This is a genomic window from Delftia sp. WSY_10 (assembly GCF_043104705.1).
Taxonomy (GTDB): domain Bacteria; phylum Pseudomonadota; class Gammaproteobacteria; order Burkholderiales; family Burkholderiaceae_C; genus Comamonas; species Comamonas tsuruhatensis.
Genome location: NZ_JBICKY010000051.1, coordinates 19,275 through 34,914, shown reverse-complemented (window position 1 = coordinate 34,914; position 15,640 = coordinate 19,275). Strand labels below are relative to the sequence as shown.

At 68.4% G+C, this 15,640-nt stretch carries 15 protein-coding genes; 8 read left to right on the top strand and 7 right to left on the bottom strand.

Annotated features, from left to right (window positions below; all coding sequences use genetic code 11):
• Nucleotides 1-17 precede the first annotated feature (17 nt).
• Nucleotides 18-1,307, top strand: a complete 1,290-nt coding sequence (locus ACF8ML_RS19785; RefSeq protein ID WP_017406734.1) for an MFS transporter — start codon at nucleotides 18-20, stop codon at nucleotides 1,305-1,307.
• Between the two features lie 28 nt (nucleotides 1,308-1,335).
• Here ACF8ML_RS19785 and ACF8ML_RS19780 read toward each other — a convergent pair whose 3' ends face one another.
• Nucleotides 1,336-1,845: a DUF1993 domain-containing protein gene (locus tag ACF8ML_RS19780; RefSeq protein WP_310041351.1), complete on the bottom strand. Its 510-nt coding sequence runs from the start codon at nucleotides 1,843-1,845 to the stop codon at nucleotides 1,336-1,338.
• 116 nt (nucleotides 1,846-1,961) lie between these two features.
• Between ACF8ML_RS19780 and hxpB the strand changes: the two genes are divergently transcribed.
• From hxpB to ACF8ML_RS19760, 4 genes are all read left to right on the top strand, one after another.
• Nucleotides 1,962-2,657 carry a hexitol phosphatase HxpB gene (gene hxpB / locus ACF8ML_RS19775; protein WP_310041352.1) on the top strand — a complete coding sequence of 232 codons (696 nt, stop codon included), beginning with the start codon at nucleotides 1,962-1,964 and terminating at the stop codon, nucleotides 2,655-2,657.
• Nucleotides 2,658-2,819: 162 nt separating this feature from the next.
• Nucleotides 2,820-3,440: an RNA polymerase sigma factor gene (locus tag ACF8ML_RS19770; RefSeq protein WP_016451324.1), complete on the top strand. Its 621-nt coding sequence runs from the start codon at nucleotides 2,820-2,822 to the stop codon at nucleotides 3,438-3,440.
• A complete protein-coding gene (locus tag ACF8ML_RS19765) occupies nucleotides 3,437-4,471 on the top strand; it encodes a FecR family protein (RefSeq protein WP_392407729.1) in 1,035 nt (344 codons plus the stop codon). Before ACF8ML_RS19770 ends, ACF8ML_RS19765 begins: the two co-directional genes overlap by 4 nt.
• 271 nt (nucleotides 4,472-4,742) lie before the next feature.
• A complete protein-coding gene (locus tag ACF8ML_RS19760; protein WP_392407728.1) occupies nucleotides 4,743-7,361 on the top strand; it encodes a TonB-dependent siderophore receptor in 2,619 nt (872 codons plus the stop codon).
• 196 nt (nucleotides 7,362-7,557) lie between these two features.
• On the opposite strand, the gene ACF8ML_RS19755 is transcribed toward ACF8ML_RS19760, so the two are convergent.
• The 3 genes from ACF8ML_RS19755 to ACF8ML_RS19745 all read right to left on the bottom strand — a co-directional run bounded on the left by ACF8ML_RS19755 (nucleotide 7,558) and on the right by ACF8ML_RS19745 (nucleotide 10,082).
• The gene (locus ACF8ML_RS19755; protein ID WP_392407727.1) at nucleotides 7,558-8,640 is read right to left on the bottom strand and encodes a metallophosphoesterase; all 1,083 of its coding nucleotides are present in this window, start codon (nucleotides 8,638-8,640) and stop codon (nucleotides 7,558-7,560) included.
• A gap of 95 nt (nucleotides 8,641-8,735) precedes the next feature.
• Nucleotides 8,736-9,236 (bottom strand): dihydrofolate reductase, encoded by a 501-nt coding sequence (locus ACF8ML_RS19750; protein WP_017406729.1) that lies wholly within the window; start codon nucleotides 9,234-9,236, stop codon nucleotides 8,736-8,738.
• A gap of 21 nt (nucleotides 9,237-9,257) precedes the next feature.
• Nucleotides 9,258-10,082 carry a thymidylate synthase gene (locus ACF8ML_RS19745; protein ID WP_034400291.1) on the bottom strand — a complete coding sequence of 275 codons (825 nt, stop codon included), beginning with the start codon at nucleotides 10,080-10,082 and terminating at the stop codon, nucleotides 9,258-9,260.
• 176 nt (nucleotides 10,083-10,258) lie between these two features.
• Between ACF8ML_RS19745 and ACF8ML_RS19740 the strand changes: the two genes are divergently transcribed.
• Nucleotides 10,259-10,840 (top strand): hypothetical protein, encoded by a 582-nt coding sequence (locus ACF8ML_RS19740; RefSeq protein ID WP_016447509.1) that lies wholly within the window; start codon nucleotides 10,259-10,261, stop codon nucleotides 10,838-10,840.
• A 78-nt stretch (nucleotides 10,841-10,918) separates the two neighbouring features.
• On the opposite strand, the gene ACF8ML_RS19735 is transcribed toward ACF8ML_RS19740, so the two are convergent.
• Both ACF8ML_RS19735 and ACF8ML_RS19730 read right to left on the bottom strand, forming a co-directional pair.
• Nucleotides 10,919-12,349, bottom strand: a complete 1,431-nt coding sequence (locus tag ACF8ML_RS19735) for an FAD-binding oxidoreductase (RefSeq protein ID WP_017406726.1) — start codon at nucleotides 12,347-12,349, stop codon at nucleotides 10,919-10,921.
• Between the two features lie 44 nt (nucleotides 12,350-12,393).
• A complete protein-coding gene (locus ACF8ML_RS19730) occupies nucleotides 12,394-12,792 on the bottom strand; it encodes a DUF2069 domain-containing protein (protein ID WP_016451330.1) in 399 nt (132 codons plus the stop codon).
• A 101-nt stretch (nucleotides 12,793-12,893) separates the two neighbouring features.
• Here ACF8ML_RS19730 and ACF8ML_RS19725 point away from each other — a divergent pair, with 101 nt between their 5' ends.
• On the top strand, nucleotides 12,894-14,246 hold the full coding sequence (locus tag ACF8ML_RS19725; RefSeq protein WP_374007220.1) for a YihY family inner membrane protein: 1,353 nt from the start codon (nucleotides 12,894-12,896) through the stop codon (nucleotides 14,244-14,246).
• On the opposite strand, the gene ACF8ML_RS19720 is transcribed toward ACF8ML_RS19725, so the two are convergent.
• Nucleotides 14,243-14,596 (bottom strand): Mpo1-like protein, encoded by a 354-nt coding sequence (locus ACF8ML_RS19720; RefSeq protein WP_016447505.1) that lies wholly within the window; start codon nucleotides 14,594-14,596, stop codon nucleotides 14,243-14,245. The genes ACF8ML_RS19725 and ACF8ML_RS19720 overlap by 4 nt on opposite strands.
• Before the next feature lie 216 nt (nucleotides 14,597-14,812).
• On the opposite strand from ACF8ML_RS19720, the gene ACF8ML_RS19715 reads away from it, so the two are divergent.
• Nucleotides 14,813-15,634 carry an alpha/beta fold hydrolase gene (locus ACF8ML_RS19715; protein WP_392407726.1) on the top strand — a complete coding sequence of 274 codons (822 nt, stop codon included), beginning with the start codon at nucleotides 14,813-14,815 and terminating at the stop codon, nucleotides 15,632-15,634.
• Nucleotides 15,635-15,640: the final 6 nt, after the last annotated feature.

The following is a 15,640-nucleotide window of genomic DNA, read 5'->3' as shown; positions in this document are numbered from 1 at the left end:
GTGCAAGGAGACAACAAATGACAAGCCTTGACAACGCAAGGACCCTGGCCGCAGAGCAGCCCCGGGGCCACTGGCTGGGCCAGCTCGAGCCCAAGGAAAAGCGGGCGCTGACGGCCTCGTTCGGCGGCTATGCCGTGGACGCCTTCGACTACTACACGCTGCCCCTGGTCACCCCGATCCTGCTGTCGCTGTGGGGCATGAGCAAGACCGAGGTCGGCCTGATCGGCACCTCGACGCTGGTGGCCTCGGCCATCGGCGGATGGATGGCCGGCATCCTGGCGGACCGCTACGGGCGCGTGCGTGTGCTGCAGTGGACCATCCTCGTGTTCGCGCTTTTCACCTTCGCCTGCGGCCTGGCGCAGACGCCGGGCCAGTTGCTGCTGGCCCGCACGCTGCAGGGGCTGGGCTTTGGCGGCGAATGGGCCGTGGGCTCGGTGCTGATCGCCGAGACCATACGGCCGGCTTTCCGTGGCAAGGCGGTGGGGCTGGTGCAAAGCAGCTGGGCTATAGGCTGGGGGGCGGCCGTGCTGGTGTCCATGGCGCTGTTCTCGTTTCTGCCGCCCGAGATCTCATGGCGGGCCATGTTCCTGCTGGGCCTGCTGCCGGCCCTGTTGATCCTGTTCATCCGCCGTTCCGTCAAGGACCCCGAGGTCTACCTGAAGACCCGCGCCGCCGTGGGCCGGGGCGAGCGCAGCGGGCACTTCCTGGACATCTTCAAGGGCGGCATGCTCAAGACCACGGTGCTGGCCAGCCTGATGTTCACCGGCATGCAGGGCGGCTACTACGCCATTGCCGTGTGGCTGCCCACCTTCCTGAAGAACGAGCGCCACCTGACGGTGCTGGGCTCGGGCGGCTACCAGTTCATGTTCATCTTCGGCGCCTTTGCAGGCTACCTGTGCGGTGCCTACGCCTCCGACCGGCTGGGCCGGCGCCTGGCCTTCACGCTGTTCGCCATCGGCGCCGGCAGCCTGGCCTATGCCTATACGCTGCTGCCCATCACCGATGCCTGGATGCTGGTGCTGGGCTTTCCGCTGGGCTTTTTCATGTCGGGCATCTTCAGCGGCGCCGGAGCCTTCCTGGCCGAGCTGTTCCCCAACGAACTGCGAGGCTCCGGCCAGGGCTTTTGCTACAACTTCGGCCGCGGCATCGGGGCCACCTTCCCTGCGCTGGTGGGCGTGCTCAGCGACCGGCTGGGCCTGTCGCTGGGCATGGCCATCGGCATCTGCGCCACGGCGGGCTACGTGATGGTGGTGTTGTTTGCCATGTGCCTGCCGGAGACGCGAGGCCGGGATCTGGCCGCGCAGTGAAGCGCTGGCCAGACCGGCCCCGGCACGCTCAGTAGCTGCCCATGTAGTCGCGCTTGCCGACCTCGACGCCGTTGTGGCGCAGCAGGGCATAGGCGGTGGTCACATGGAAGAAGAACTGCGGCAGGCCGTAGTGCAGCAGGTAGGCGCTGGCGGTCAGCTTCTTTTCCTTGGGCGTGCCGGGGCGCAGCACGATCTCGCGGGACTCGCTTTGCGCGAACTGCTCGGGTGCGAACGAGCCCACATGGTCCAGCGCCTTGGTGATCAGCGCCTGCAGTTCGGCAAAGCTGGTCTGCGTGTCGGGCCACGAAGGCACCTCGGCGCCGGCCAGGCGCGAGGCGATGCCCTTGGCGAAGTCCGCAGCAATCTGCACCTGGCGCACCAGCGGGAACATGTCGGGGAACAGGCGGGCCTGCAGCAGGGCGTCGGGATCGATGTTCTTCTGCGCGGCGTGTTCCTCGGCCTTTTTGAGCACGTCGGACAGGGCCTTCAGCATCTGCTGCAGGACGGGAATGGAGGCGGTGTACAGGGGGCTGGTCATTGCGGGCTCGCTAAGGATTGTGAAGGGCTGGCAATCGCATGCATCTGCATCCATCGCCAGCCGGCACAGGCTAACAGCAACTGCTTTCACTTGCCGCCTGCGCTAGCATGCGCGCCATGCAAATCCCTGAAGCCGCTCCCTCGTTCGCAGGCCTTGGCCAGGCCGGATTCGGCGCCGCCATCTTCGACATGGACGGCCTGCTCATAGACTCCGAGCCCTTCTGGAAGCGTGCCGAACGAGAGTCCTTTGCCGAGGTCGGCATCGACATCACGGCCGAGATGTCCCGCGTGACGGCGCCCATGACCACGGCGCAGGTTGCCGCGCACTGGTATGCCCACCGGCCCTGGCAGGGGCCCAGCCAGCGCGAGCTGGAGAGCCGCGTGGTCGCGCGCGTGGCGGCCCTGGTCAGCGCGCATGGGCAGGCCCTGCCCGGCGTGCGCGAAACACTGGGCGCCTGCCGCGCACTGGGCTGGCGCGTGGCGCTGGCCTCGAACTCTCCTTTGTCTTTGTGCCACCACACCCTGGATGCGCTGGGCCTGCGGCCGGCGTTCGACGCCATCGTCTCGGCCGAGCAGGTGGTGCGCGGCAAGCCCGCGCCCGACATCTACCACTTCGCGGCGCAACGCCTGGGCGTGCCGGCCGGGCGCTGCCTGGTGTTCGAGGACTCGGTCTCGGGAACACATGCGGCGCGGCAGGCCGGCATGACCGTCATCGCCGTGCCGTCCGAGGACCAGTGCTTCGACGGGGCGCAGCCTGCGCCGAACTGGGTGGTGCCCACGCTGGTGGCGCTGCATGGGGCAGCGGGCCGGTAAGGCATCCGCAGCACCCGCATCGCATGGCGCGTGCCGGCCGAAAGGGTGTTGATGAGAACCATTCTCAGTACAATCGCCGCCCGTGCCGTTCTTCTTCGTCCTGTCCGTTTCCCATGCTGGCTTGCCTGCCCGCGTCCAGACCGCTGTGCCGGGAGCCTGCCCGTGAGCGCGCGCGTGCCTGGCGCGGACGATGATGCCGCCCCCTCGCTGCTGGCCCGCGTGTATGCGCGCTGGCACCAGCCTCTGCGCCGCCTGCTGGGCCGGCAGATGCGCAACCGCGAGGATGCCGAGGATGCGGTGCAGGAGGTCTTCGTGCGCTATGCGGCCTCGGGCAAGGCCCTGCCGCCCGAGGAGCAGGAGCCCTATCTGCGCGTGATCGCCCGCCATGTATCGCACGATGCCTGGCGCCGCTCGGAGGGCGCGCCGGGGCGCGAATCGGTCTCGCTGGATGAACACATGGAGCTGGCGCAGCAACTGCCGGCCGGCGAAGGCTCGGACCCCCTGCAGGCGGCGCACCACCGCGAGCGCCTGTGCCGGCTGGAGCAGGCCATGGCCGAGCTGCCCGAGCGTCGCCGCGAGGCCTTCGTGCTGCACAGCATCGACGGGCTCACGCAGACCGAGGTGGCGCAGCGCATGGGCATTTCGCGCCGCATGGTGCACAACCATGTGACGCTGGCCATGGCCTATTGCGAGCTGCGCGTGCAGTACGGCAGCGCCGAAGACATGCGCCTGATGCAGGGCCTGCTGGCGCAGGCCGCGACGGACGGGGAGGGCCGGGAATGACGCTGACCCCGCAACGCCTGCGACTGCACGCCCGCGCCGCCGACTACTTCGCCCGCCGCCGTGAAGCCGACTGGACCGGCGCCGACGAGCGCGAACTCGACGCCTGGCTGGCCGCCGACCCGCAGCACCGCAGCATCTTCGAGAGCCTGGGGCGCACGGTGCTGGACCTGCAGCAGTTGCCCAGGCCGGTGCTGGCCTGCGACGCGGCTGCTGCGCCGCAAGCCAGGGCGAGCGGGCCGCGTGCGCAGACACAGGCCCACTTGCCCGCGCCGGCACGTCAGCGCACACGCCGCGGCCTGATGCCGGCGTTGCTGTCGGTGGCTCTGGTCACGACGCTGGCCCTGGGCGGCGGCTGGTATGCCTGGGACAACCACGCAAGCCATGTGATCGAGATGGCCACCGGCCCCGGCGAGGTGCGCGAGGCCGAACTGCCCGATGGCACGCGGGTCACGCTGAATTTTTCCTCCAGGCTGCAGGTGCGCTACTACCCGCGCCGCCGCGAGACGGTGCTGGACCAGGGCGAGGCCTTCTTCCAGGTCGCCGCCGACCGCTCGCGGCCCTTCACCGTGGACAGCGGCGCCAGCCAGGTCCGCGTGGTGGGCACGGCCTTCAATGTGCGCGCCGGGCCGCCAGCGCTGGTGGTCAAGGTGCTGGAGGGCAAGGTGGAACTGCGTCCCGACCGCCATGCTGCGGACGGCAGGCGCCTGCTGCTGGGCGCGGGTGCCGGCATGTCCGTCGATGCCCGCGACGGCACGCAGCATCCGCTGGCGGCCGGCGCGGACACGGTGGGCGACTGGCGCAGCGGCCAGATGGTGTTCCAGCAGGCAACGCTGGCCGAGGTCGCCGCCGATCTGTCGCGCTACCTGGGCCAGCCCGTACGGGTGGACGGCGATGCGCGGCTGGCCGCGCTGTCCGTGTCCGGCGTGGCGCTGACCGGCAAGCCCGAGGTGTTTCTGCGCTCGTTGCCGCACTTGTTGCCGGTGCGTGTGCAGGCCGAAGCGCAGGGCGGCTGGCGGATCTCGGCGCATTGAGTGTATTGTCTATTTGTAAATTAATGTAAACAACCCGCTTTCTCGGTTCGTCCACGTTCCCACTTTGGCGCGGTAGCGGGTTTTACCTTCATGGAGGCCGGGTTTTCTCGCGCCTCCATGGTTGCCAGCCAGGCCGCTGCCCAGTGCACAGCTCAGCCAACAACCGCGACGGCCGCGCACGCGCGTGGCGGGTGGACGCTCGACTGTCTGCCTGCCACCCACCGCGCACACCGCGACAGCGGGCAATGGACACAGTGCAGCAGGAGCAGGGATGCAAGCAGGAAAAGAACACGGCAGCGCCGCCATGGGCGCGGGCATTTGGGGAGGAGAGTTTCAGCACCGGGGCAGGCCATGGCGGCGGGCAAGGATGCCGTCGCTGGTGGCCGCAGCCCTGGTTGCGCTGGCGCAGCCTGCGGTGCAGGCGCAGCAGCCATCGTCCGTGCAGGCGGGGCAGGCGGGGCAGGCAGGGGAGCTGGCCTTCAGCATCGCGCCCCAGCCGCTGGCCGGCGCGCTGCGCCAGTTCACGCAGCAGGCCCAGCACCAGGTGCTGTTCGATCCGCAGATCGTTGCAGGCCGCACTTCGCCGGCCTTGCAGGGCCGCTTCACGCCGCGCCAGGCGCTGGACCGGCTGCTGGCCGGCACCGGCGTGACCGTGATCGATGCCGTACCGGGCGCCTACACGCTGAAGGCCCCGGCCAGGGAGCCGTCGCCGGCAGCCGATGCTGCGCTGGGCACGGTGCTGGTCACGGCCCAGGCGCACGCTGGCGATACCACGGAGGGTTCGGGCTCCTATGCGGCCTCGCGCGTGTCGCTGGGCAAGGGGCAGAGCGTGCGCGAGACGCCGCAGTCCATCTCCGTGGTCACGCGCCAGCGCATCGAGGACCAGGGCCTGGTCTCCGTGGGCGACGTGATGCAGCAGACCACGGGCGTGACGGTGGACTACGCGGGCTCGGGTGGCCTGGGCGGCACGGCCAACAGCTTTTACGCGCGGGGCTTCCAGATCAGCAATGTCCAGATCGACGGAGCGGCGGTGGACGCCTTCAGCCAGGGCACCTTCGACCCCAACATGGCCATGTACGACAGCGTGCAGGTGATCCGCGGCGCGGACGGCCTGTACAGCGGCAATGGCGAGCCCGGCGGCTCCATCAACCTGGTGAGAAAGCGCCCCACGGCACAGCCGCAGGTGCTGGCCTCGGCCTCGGTGGGCAGCTGGAACCAGCGCCGGGCCGAAGTCGATGTGGCCGGCCCGCTGGCCGCCGATGGCCGGGTGCGCGGCCGCGCCGTGCTGGCGCACAGCGACCGCGAGTTCTTCTATGACTACGCCGATGCGCGCAACACCTTGCTCTACGGCATTGTGGAAGCCGATCTCACGCCTGCGACCAAGCTGACCCTGGGCGGCAGCTACGACAAGTCGGCCAGCCTGCCCTGGCGCAGCGGCCTGCCGCGCGCGGCCAATGGCGACGATCTGCACCTGCCGCGCAGCACGGCGCTGATGGCGGGCTGGGGCCACTACGACAGAACCAACAAGGAACTGTTTGCGCAGCTGGAGCAACGGCTGCAAGGCGACTGGCGCGTCCGTGCCCATGCCAACTACGTCAAGGTCGACAGCGACAGCCGTCTGGCGGACATGTCCGGGGCGGTGGACCCCTCGACCGGCCTGGGCGCGGCGCTCAGCGGGTTCTCCAACGATTTCTATTCCACCAAGAAGGCGCTGGATGCCAACGTCAGCGGAACGTTCTCCCTGCTGGGGCGCAGGCACCGGCTGCTTTTGGGCGCGGACTGGGTCAAGATCCGCGACACGCAGGACACCTTTCTCTCCGAGGTGGATACGCCGGCGGGGGGGATCAGTGTGTTCGGCTTCGACCCGGGCGCCATTCCCCTGCCCAGCTTCGTCTGGAAGACGCGCAGCTTCGCGGGCTATGGCGCCACGCAGAAAGGCCTGTACGGCCGGCTCAACCTGAGCCTGACGGACCGCCTGACCGCCATCGTCGGCGCGCGCCGCGCCAGCTACGACACGCAGACGCCCTGGCTGCGCTTCGACCGGGCCGGCAATCTCACCAGCCGCATCGTGTCGTCCTATGGCGAGAGCGGCATCTTCACGCCCTACGGTGGCCTGGTCTACGACATCGACGACCGCTGGACTGCCTACGGCAGCGTCGCCGAGATCCACAAGTCCCAGGCCGACAAGCTGGGCGGGCCCTTTCCCGGCACGCCGCTGGACCCCATCAAGGGCCGCAATTTCGAGCTGGGCGCCAAGGGCGAGTTCAACGAGGGCCGGCTGATGGCCTCCATGGCCCTGTACCGCATAGAGCGCAATGGCGAGGCCGTGGCCGATCCCTCCTACCCCAACACCGACATCGGCGACGCGGGCCTGAACTGCTGCTGGCTGAGCAAGGGCAAGGTGGTCAGCCAGGGCGTGGAAGGCGAGATCTCGGGCGAGCTGGCGCGCGGCTGGCAGCTGTTTGCCGGCTACACCTTCAACCGCAACCACAACAAGACGCCGGGCATCGAAGGCATCTACCACTCCGTCACGCCCAAGCATCTGTTCAAGCTGTGGAGCACCTACCGCCTGCCCGGCGAGCTGTCGCAATGGACGATTGGCGGTGGTGCCAATATCCAGAGCGCGCATTTCGTCAGCGGCTCGGCCAATGCCTTCAATCCTGACACGGGCAAGTTCGACGGTGCGGCCGTGCCCTTCAAGTTCAGCCAGGGCGGCTATGCCGTGTGGAATGCCAGCGTGCAGTACCGCATCAACCGCAACTGGCAGGCCGTGCTCAACCTGAACAACCTGTTCGACAAGGTCTACTACCGCACGGTGGGCACCAGCGGCGGCAACAACTGGTATGGCGAGCCACGCAATGTGATGCTGACGCTGCGCGGAACGTTCTGAGGCACCCCTGAGCGGCTGCGCCGCTTCCCCCTCTCTTCGGAGGGGGCCGGACACCATCTGGGCGTGGCGCCCAACGCCAGCAACCTGCTGGACAGGCGCTGCTACGTGCCTTCGTTCAACACGGTGTCGGGCAACAACTGCTACGGCGCACCGCGCTCGCTGCTGCTGACGCTAAGCGCCGCGTATCTGGCGCGTGCTATGCGGCAGCGGCCGCCGCAACGCCGAACTCCTCGCTGTCCGCCTGGGCACCGTCGTCGAACACCAGGCGGCGCTCAGGCCAGCGCATGGCGGCAAGCTTGAAGCGCTGCTGCGGGTCCTCGCCCGCCAGGCGGGCATTCCAGCGGCCGCCGACCGAGTAGTCCACGCAAAACACATTGCCGCGCCGGCCGTGCCAGGACAGTGGGCCCGTCTGGCCGAACAGGTTCTCGGCCTGGGCGCCGTGGAAGGACGGGCCGCCCCGGTTCAGGCGCCGCCAGTAGTGGCCCACGACCACGGCCTGGGCATCCTCATATTCGTTCCACCAGGCCACGCGCTCGACGAAGCGCCACTTGCCGCCCGCGTAGAAGGGATTGCGGCATTCGCGCTCCACGCCCGAGGTCAGCACCTTCAGCGGATTGACCATGGCCTTGGCCAGTTCGCTTTCGCTGTGCGCGGGCAGGAAGGGCGGCAGCCAGTTGCGGTCTTCCAGGTCATGCGGCCATTGCCGGCGTTCGGCGCGCATGCGTTCGGCCACTTTGTTGACCTGGGCCTGCTGGGCGGCCACGGCCTCGAAGTGGTCATAGGCGCTGCGCGCGCTGCCCGGTGGCAGCTCGCGCGCCATGGCGATCTGCTGCGGGCGCCAGGCCGCGTGGACCACGCGCAGGTCCTCGCGCTCCATGGCAATGGGCAGCCGCTCCAGCAAGGCCAGGGTGTCGGGGATATCGCACAGCGGCATGCGTGCGAACGGGGCGTACTTGGGTGTGTCGGAGGCCACGCGGCTGTCGAAGAACCAGCCGGAGCCGTCCTTGGCATCCTCGCGCAGCAGGTTGATTTCGTGGTTGCCGAGCACGGCCAGCGCATGGCCCGACTCCAGCATGGGCACCACGCGGGCCAGCACGCCCGGGCTGTCGGGACCCCGGTCGCAGAAGTCGCCCACGAAGACCAGGCGCCTGCCCTGGGGGTGGCGGCCCAGCGCGTCGTAGCCCATGTGCCCCAGTAGATGCTCCAGCGCTTCGGCTTCGCCATGGATGTCGCCGACGATGTCGAGCGGACCGGGGGGCAGGGGCTGGACGAGGCTCATGGCGGAAAGATGCAAAAGACGGCGCAGGCTTGGAAAACCGACATTATTTGCACAGACCCGCCGTGCCCGCCAGCCCCGTTTGCGACAGGACCGTGTCAGCGCCGTTGCAGGCGCACAAAGCTGTAGGGCAGGCCATTGGCTGCCACATGGCGGCTGCGCGAGGCCTCCTGCCACTCGGGGCCCGGCGTGGGCGCGAAGGCGTCGCCTTCGTAGTCGCGTTCGATTTCAGTCACCTCGATGCTGTCGGCCAGCGGCAGGGCCTGGGCGTAGATCTGGGCACCGCCCATGACCCACACGTCGGCGGATGCCTGGCGGCCCAGCGCCAGGGCCTGCTCGAGGCTGGTGGCATGCAGCACGCCGGGGGCGGCTGGCTCGGGTGCCCAGTCCGCCTGGCGCGTGACCACGATGTTGGTGCGCCCGGGCAGCGGCCTGAAGCGGGCCGGCAGCGAGTCCCAGGTCTTGCGGCCCATGACCACGGCCGAGCCCTGGGTCAATTGCTTGAAGTGCGCCAGGTCCTCGGGCAGGTGCCAGGGCATGGCATTGTCCTTGCCGATGACGCCGTTGGCGGCGCGTGCGTAGATGAGATGGATGGCCATCGGGCGGGTCTTTCTGCTGCCTCAGACGGCCACGGGGGCCTTGATGGGCTCGTGGTGCTGGTAGCCGACGACCTCGAAGTCCTCGTACTCGTAGCCGAAGATGGAGTCGGGCCGGCGCTTGATCTGCAGCGTCGGGTAGGCGAAGGGCTGGCGCGCCAGCTGGGTCTCGACCTGGGTGAAGTGGTTGTTGTAGATGTGGCAGTCGCCACCGGTCCAGACGAAGTCGCCCACCTCCAGGTCGCATTGCTGGGCCAGCATGTGGGTCAGCAGCGCGTAGCTGGCGATGTTGAAGGGAACGCCCAGGAAGATGTCCGCGCTGCGCTGGTACAGCTGGCAGCTGAGCTTGCCGTCGGCCACGTAGAACTGGAAGAAGGCGTGGCAGGGCATGAGCGCCATCTGCGGCAGGTCCGCCACGTTCCAGGCGCTGACGATGATGCGGCGGCTGTCCGGGTTGCTCTTGAGCTGCTTGACCACTTCGGCGATCTGGTCGATGTGGCCGCCGTCCGGCGTCGGCCAGTTGCGCCATTGCACGCCATAGACCGGGCCCAGGTCGCCGTCCTCGCGGGCCCATTCGTCCCAGATGGTGCAGCCGCGCTCCTGCAGCCAGCGCACATTGCTGTCGCCGCGCAGGAACCACAGCAGTTCCAGGATGATGGACTTGAGGTGCACCTTCTTGGTGGTGACCAGCGGAAAGCCTTCGGACAGGTCGAAGCGCATCTGGTGGCCGAACACGCTGCGCGTGCCCGTGCCGGTACGGTCGGTCTTGGACACGCCGTGCTCGTACACATGGCGCATGAAATCTTCGTACTGGGAGCGGGCTGGGCGGGGCGCTGGAGTCGTGTTCATCTTCCGGATTATCCCTTGATGAATACGGCGCCTTGTCCGACGGTATCCATGCCCCTTGAAACAAGGTCTGGCGCCCCGGGTGCGAAAATGCCCGCAGACTGGTGCCGGTGCATTGCCCAGGCTTTCGCACCGGCGTCACCGCTTTTTTCGCATCCGCTTTGACAAGGAGCTTGCGCATGTCTTCCATGCTCTCCCCCTGGCAGGCCGCCGTTGCATTGGGTGTCGCCATGCTGGCGCTGACAGCCTGCGATCCGCGTTCTCCCTCCGTCCCGACTCCCAAGGCCGCGCAGTCCGTCGCACTCGATGTGGCTGCGCCAGCCCCGGAATTGGTGCTGGCGTTTCCCGCGCGCACGCGCATGCCCTCCACCGCCAAGGCGGGGGAGCCCGGCCTGGACAGCCTGGCCGAGTACGTGGGCAAGTATCCCTACGACGGTACCAACTACCTGGAGCAGGGCGTGCTGGCCGACCGGCTCAAGGCGCTGCTGGGCACCAGCTACCCGACCCTGCTGAGCAATATGCGTACCGTGGGCCCGCTGACCAAGGAAGGAGATGTCTGGAGCATCGTCGGCCTGCGCCCGCACCAAGGCGGCGAGGAAATGGGCGCCATCGTGATCGATCCCGCCCGCAATGCCCTGCGCGTGTGGCTGCTCACCGGCGGCAAACAGTCCGACTTCTCCGATGCGGCCGGCGCCGATATCGCCTGGCCCGAACAGGTCAACAAGACGATGGCCAATATCGAGGCCAAACCGGTTTCCTGACAAGGCAGGCACGGGCCGCTCCTGGCTCAGGACGGCGCGTGCAAACCCGGCGCTGCCCCAGAAGGGGCGGCGTTGCGCTCAGGAGGCTTGCCTTGGCAGGATGCAGCCCGGGTTCATCAGTCCCTGCGGGTCCAGCGCCTGCTTGATGGCGCGCATCATGCCCAGCGCCACGGGGGACTGGTACTTCTGCAGCTTGTCCACCTTGAGCGCACCCACGCCGTGCTCGGCCGAGAACGAGCCGCCGAATTCGGCCACGGCTTCATAGACGAGGTGGTTGACCAGGTGCTCTCGCTCGTTGAGGAAGGCCTTGGCGTCACCGCCCTCGGGCGCCTGCACGTTGTAGTGCAGGTTGCCGTCGCCCAGGTGGCCGAAGTTGACCAGGCGCACGCCAGGGATCTCGCGTTGCAGCACGGCATCGGTGTGCTCGACGAAGGCGGGGATGCGCGATGCGGCGATGGAGATGTCGTGCTTGATGTTCAGGCCTTCCTCAGCCTGGGCCAGCGGAATGCTTTCGCGGATGTGCCACAGCTCATGGGCCTGCGACAGGCTTTCGGCCACCACAGCGTCGAGCACGCAGCCGTCCTCGAAGGCCAGCTCCAGCAGCGCCTCGAAACGCTCGCGCGCATGCTGCTCGGACTCGCTGTCCGAATTCTCGACCAGCACGTAGTAGGGCGGCGCGCCGATCAGCCCGGCAAAGGGCACGCGCAGCTGGGGCATGTGCTTGATCACCAGCGACAGAGCGAACTGGCCCATGACCTCGAAGCCCGTCAGGCCCGCGCCCAGGTACTGGTGCGCCATGCCCAGCAGGCGCACGGCCGCTTCCATGGAGGGCACGGCGGCGAAGGCCGTGAGCTGGGCCGCAGGCTGGGGGAACAGCTTCATGGTGGCGGCGGTGATGATGCCCAGCGTGCCTTCGCTGCCGATGAACAGGTCGCGCAGGTCGTAGCCGGTGTTGTCCTTGCGCAGGCCCTTGAGGCCGTCCCAGATCTCGCCCTGCGGGGTGACCACTTCCAGACCCAGGCACAGCTCGCGCGTGTTGCCGTAGCGCACCACCTGGGTGCCGCCCGCGTTCGTTCCCAGGTTGCCGCCAATGGTGCAGCTGCCTTCGGCGGCCAGCGACAGCGGGAACAGCAGGCCCTCTTTCTCGGCAAGCTCCTGCAGGCTTTGCAGGATGCAGCCGGCCTCGACGGTGAAGCTCAGGTTGTCGCGGTCGATGTTGCGCACGGCATTCATGCGCGTGAGGCTGAGCACGACCTGCGTGCCGCTGTCGTCCGGCGTGGAGCCCACCGACAGGCCGGTGTTTCCGCCCTGCGGGATGATGCTGGTGCCTGCGGCCGCGCATTCGCGCACCACGGCAGCCACCTCGGCCGTGCTGGCCGGGCGTACCACGGCCAGGGACTTGCCGCGCACGCGGCGGCGCCAGTCCTGTTCATAGGCCACGAGGTCGCCCTCGGTGAGGACATGGGCTTCGCCGACGATCTGGCGCAGGCGTTCAAGCAGTGCAGTCATGTTGCAACTTCTTTCAAAGACGTGAAGGCATGAAAACGGGGGGCTCAGCCGCCGGCCGCCTGGGCCGCGCGGCGCGCGCTGCGCTGGCGCCAGCGCACATGCAGGGCGCAGGCGGTGAACAGCATCAGGCACAGGAAAACTTCGAGCAGCGCCAGCCAGCGCCCGGGCGCGGGGTCGCTCCAGGCGCGCACCACGCCCTCGGTGAAATAGATCCACACCAGCAGGCTGACCCAGCGGTAGGTGTACATGCGGTGCTTGAGCAGGCCGATCAGCGGAATCGCCAGCGGCAGGGCCTTGAGCACCAGCCAGGAGCCTCCGGGCCGCATGGGCGCCAGCCACAGTTCCCAGGCCAGGCTCAGCACGATCAGGCCCATGAGGCTGGAGACCGCCAGCCAGCGGGTGGCGGCGACATCGGCGCCGGGGCGAGAAATGGAATCAGTCATCGGGGTGGCATCATATCGGCCATGGTCTTGACCTTTGAACATGTGATTGCTTGGATGGCCGCGCCCGCTGCAGACATGCGCCTTGCGGCGGAGATGGGGCGATGAGCGGCGGCCCCGAAAAGGAGCCCGTCGATGGCCTGGAGGATGGCGCCCTGGCGCTGCCCGTTCCTGCCCGGGAGCGCAGCCTATCCCTGGCCGAGCCGCCCGAGCCTGCGGTGCCGCGATCGTGGCGCGAACGCTGGCGCTGCTTTCCATGGCGCAATACCGCACACACGCTGCGCGAACGCTTTCGCGAGGACCGGCTGGGCGTCACCGCCAGCAGCCTGACCTTCACCACGGTGCTGGCCCTGGTGCCTTTCTTCACGGTGGCGCTGGCGCTGTTCACGGCGTTTCCCATCTTCTCCCGCGTGCAGATCGTGCTGGAGCGCTGGCTGATCGACAGCCTGATCCCCGAGACCATCGCGCGCCAGGTGCTGGGCTATCTGACGCAGTTCGCCTCCAAGGCCAGCCAGCTGGGCATGGCCGGTTTTTCCATTCTGGTGATCACGGCGGTCGCGCTGATCCTCACCATAGACCGCACGCTCAACAACATCTGGCGCGTGCGCCAGCTGCGGCCGCTGGGCCAGCGCGTGCTGATCTACTGGGCGGCGATCACGCTGGGCCCCCTGGTGCTGGGCCTGAGCCTGGTGCTGTCGTCCTATGTGATGTCGGCCTCGCGCGGGCTGGTCAATGCGCTGCCCGAAGGCTTGCGCTTCATCTTCGATTCCATCGAGTTCCTGGCACTGGCCGCAGGCATGGCGGGCCTGTACCACTACGTGCCCAACACGGCGGTGCGCTGGCGCCATGCCTGGGTGGGCGGCCTGTTCGTGGCCACCTGCATGGAGCTGGCGAAGAAGGCGCTGGGCCTGTACCTGGCCTCGGTGCCTACCTATTCGGTCATCTACGGCACCTTCGCCACGCTGCCCATCCTGCTGATCTGGATCTACATGGCCTGGGTCATCGTGCTGCTGGGCGCCGTGGTCACGGCCTACCTGCCCATCGTGATGGCGGGCGTGCAGCGCATGCCGGGCCAGCAGGGCTGGCAGTTCGAGATGGCCGTGGAGATCCTGCAGTACCTCGCACAGGAGCGCGAGTCGCCCGCCAAGGGCTTGTACGCCAGCGATCTGGCGCGGCGCCTGCGGGTGGACTGGCAGCAGATCGATCCGGTGCTGCAGGCGCTGTCGGTGCTGGACTGGGTGGGCACGGTGCAGGCCCCCGGCACTGTGGCGGCCAGCGAAGGCCCCGAGCCCCGCTACATGCTGCTGGTGGAGCCCCATCGCACGCCGCTGCAGCCGCTGGTGCAGCGTCTGCTGCTGGCGCCGTCGCCGGCCGTGCAGCCACTGTGGGATCGCACGGGGCTGGCAGGCATGACGCTGGCCGATCTGCTGGAGCAAAGGCCGCAGGCTCCGGTCTAGAGCGGGATGCGGCCCGTCAGGATGTCGCGCCACATCACCCAGTCGCCGCGAAAGCTGTAGAGCGGGCGCTTGAAGCTGGCGGGCCGGTTCTTCTCGAAGCCGAAATGCCCTATCCAGGCAAAGCCGTAGCCAAACAGCAGGCCGCCCAGCAGGAACCAGAAATTGCCGGTCAGAAACAGCGCGAACAGGCACAGCAGCGCCAGCGTGGAGCCCACGAAGTGCAGGCGCCGGCAGGTGCGGTTGCTGTGCTCCTGCAGGTAGAACGGATAGAACTCGGCAAAGCTCTTGAACTGGCGCGGGTCCACGGCAGCCTGTGCGGCGCCGGGCAGGGGAGCGGAAGCGTGTGACATGGCAGGCCTTCGCAAGCATGGGGTAGGGTCAACTTATACGCTGCTGCCTTGCCGCTCACCATCGGAGGAACCCGCGCGCCCAGGTTCGCAAAAGCTGCCCCGAGAGAGACAAAAGCTGCCGCATTCCGCCCTGCGCGTCGCCACGGTGTCGCCCTCTGGCGGCATGCGGGCGCATGATGTCTGCCGGGCCGGCGCTGACCGGCATGGAGTTTTTCGATGCCTTCCTCCTGCATGACCGACATCCCCGCATCCCTGAGCGAAACCCGCATTTCCACGCCCCAGGGCAGCATCTACGTCAGGCGCTGGCAGGCGCCGGCGGCCGGCGAAGAGTCCCTGGCCCGCGCGCCCATCGTGCTGCTGCACGACTCGCTGGGTTCGGTGGCGCTGTGGCGTGATTTCCCGCAGCAACTGGCCGAGGCCACGCGCCGCGATGTGCTGGCCTACGACCGGCTGGGCTTTGGCCAGTCCGACCCCTATCCGGGCACGCTGGGGCCGGGCTTTGTGGCCCGGGAGGCAGAGACCGTGTTTCCGGCAGTGCACCAGGGGCTGGGCCTTGGGGATTTCATCGTGCTGGGCCACAGCGTGGGCGGCGGCATGGCCGCCATGGTGGCGGCCCGATACGGCGCGCAGTGCAAGGCGGTGGTCACGGAGTCCGCCCAGGCCTTCGTGGAAGATCGCACCTTGCAGGGCATTCGTGCGGCCCAAGAGGATTTCGCCCGGCCCGGCCAGCTGGCGCGCCTGGAGAAATACCACGGCGACAAGGCCGCCTGGGTGCTGTCTGCCTGGGTGGACACCTGGCTGTCGCAGCCATTTGCCGACTACCGGCTGGACGAGGCGCTGGAGCGCGTGCGCTGCCCGGTGCTGGCCATCCACGGCGAGCATGACGAGTTCGGCTCCCTGGTCCACCCCGAGCGCATCCGCGACCGGGCGCGCGGCCCTGTGGAGGTGGAGATCGTGGCCGGTGGCGGCCACGTCCCCCACCGCGAGCAGCCCGAGCGCATCGCCCAGCGCATCGCCCGCTTCCTGGCACGGGTCTGATCCCGG

Excerpts from the sequence above, each read along its gene's own strand:
- ACF8ML_RS19735 (WP_017406726.1), bottom strand. The coding sequence starts at position 12,349 with ATGACTGCACTGCTTGAACGCCTGCGCCAGATCGTCGGCGAAGCCCAT.
- ACF8ML_RS19740 (WP_016447509.1), top strand. The coding sequence starts at position 10,259 with ATGTCTTCCATGCTCTCCCCCTGGCAGGCCGCCGTTGCATTGGGTGTC.
- ACF8ML_RS19715 (WP_392407726.1), top strand. The coding sequence starts at position 14,813 with ATGCCTTCCTCCTGCATGACCGACATCCCCGCATCCCTGAGCGAAACC.
- ACF8ML_RS19755 (WP_392407727.1), bottom strand. The coding sequence starts at position 8,640 with ATGAGCCTCGTCCAGCCCCTGCCCCCCGGTCCGCTCGACATCGTCGGC.
- ACF8ML_RS19730 (WP_016451330.1), bottom strand. The coding sequence starts at position 12,792 with ATGACTGATTCCATTTCTCGCCCCGGCGCCGATGTCGCCGCCACCCGC.
- ACF8ML_RS19785 (WP_017406734.1), top strand. The coding sequence starts at position 18 with ATGACAAGCCTTGACAACGCAAGGACCCTGGCCGCAGAGCAGCCCCGG.
- ACF8ML_RS19780 (WP_310041351.1), bottom strand. The coding sequence starts at position 1,845 with ATGACCAGCCCCCTGTACACCGCCTCCATTCCCGTCCTGCAGCAGATG.
- ACF8ML_RS19760 (WP_392407728.1), top strand. The coding sequence starts at position 4,743 with ATGCAAGCAGGAAAAGAACACGGCAGCGCCGCCATGGGCGCGGGCATT.
- ACF8ML_RS19765 (WP_392407729.1), top strand. The coding sequence starts at position 3,437 with ATGACGCTGACCCCGCAACGCCTGCGACTGCACGCCCGCGCCGCCGAC.
- ACF8ML_RS19725 (WP_374007220.1), top strand. The coding sequence starts at position 12,894 with ATGAGCGGCGGCCCCGAAAAGGAGCCCGTCGATGGCCTGGAGGATGGC.
- hxpB (WP_310041352.1), top strand. The coding sequence starts at position 1,962 with ATGCAAATCCCTGAAGCCGCTCCCTCGTTCGCAGGCCTTGGCCAGGCC.
- ACF8ML_RS19750 (WP_017406729.1), bottom strand. The coding sequence starts at position 9,236 with ATGGCCATCCATCTCATCTACGCACGCGCCGCCAACGGCGTCATCGGC.
- ACF8ML_RS19720 (WP_016447505.1), bottom strand. The coding sequence starts at position 14,596 with ATGTCACACGCTTCCGCTCCCCTGCCCGGCGCCGCACAGGCTGCCGTG.
- ACF8ML_RS19745 (WP_034400291.1), bottom strand. The coding sequence starts at position 10,082 with ATGAACACGACTCCAGCGCCCCGCCCAGCCCGCTCCCAGTACGAAGAT.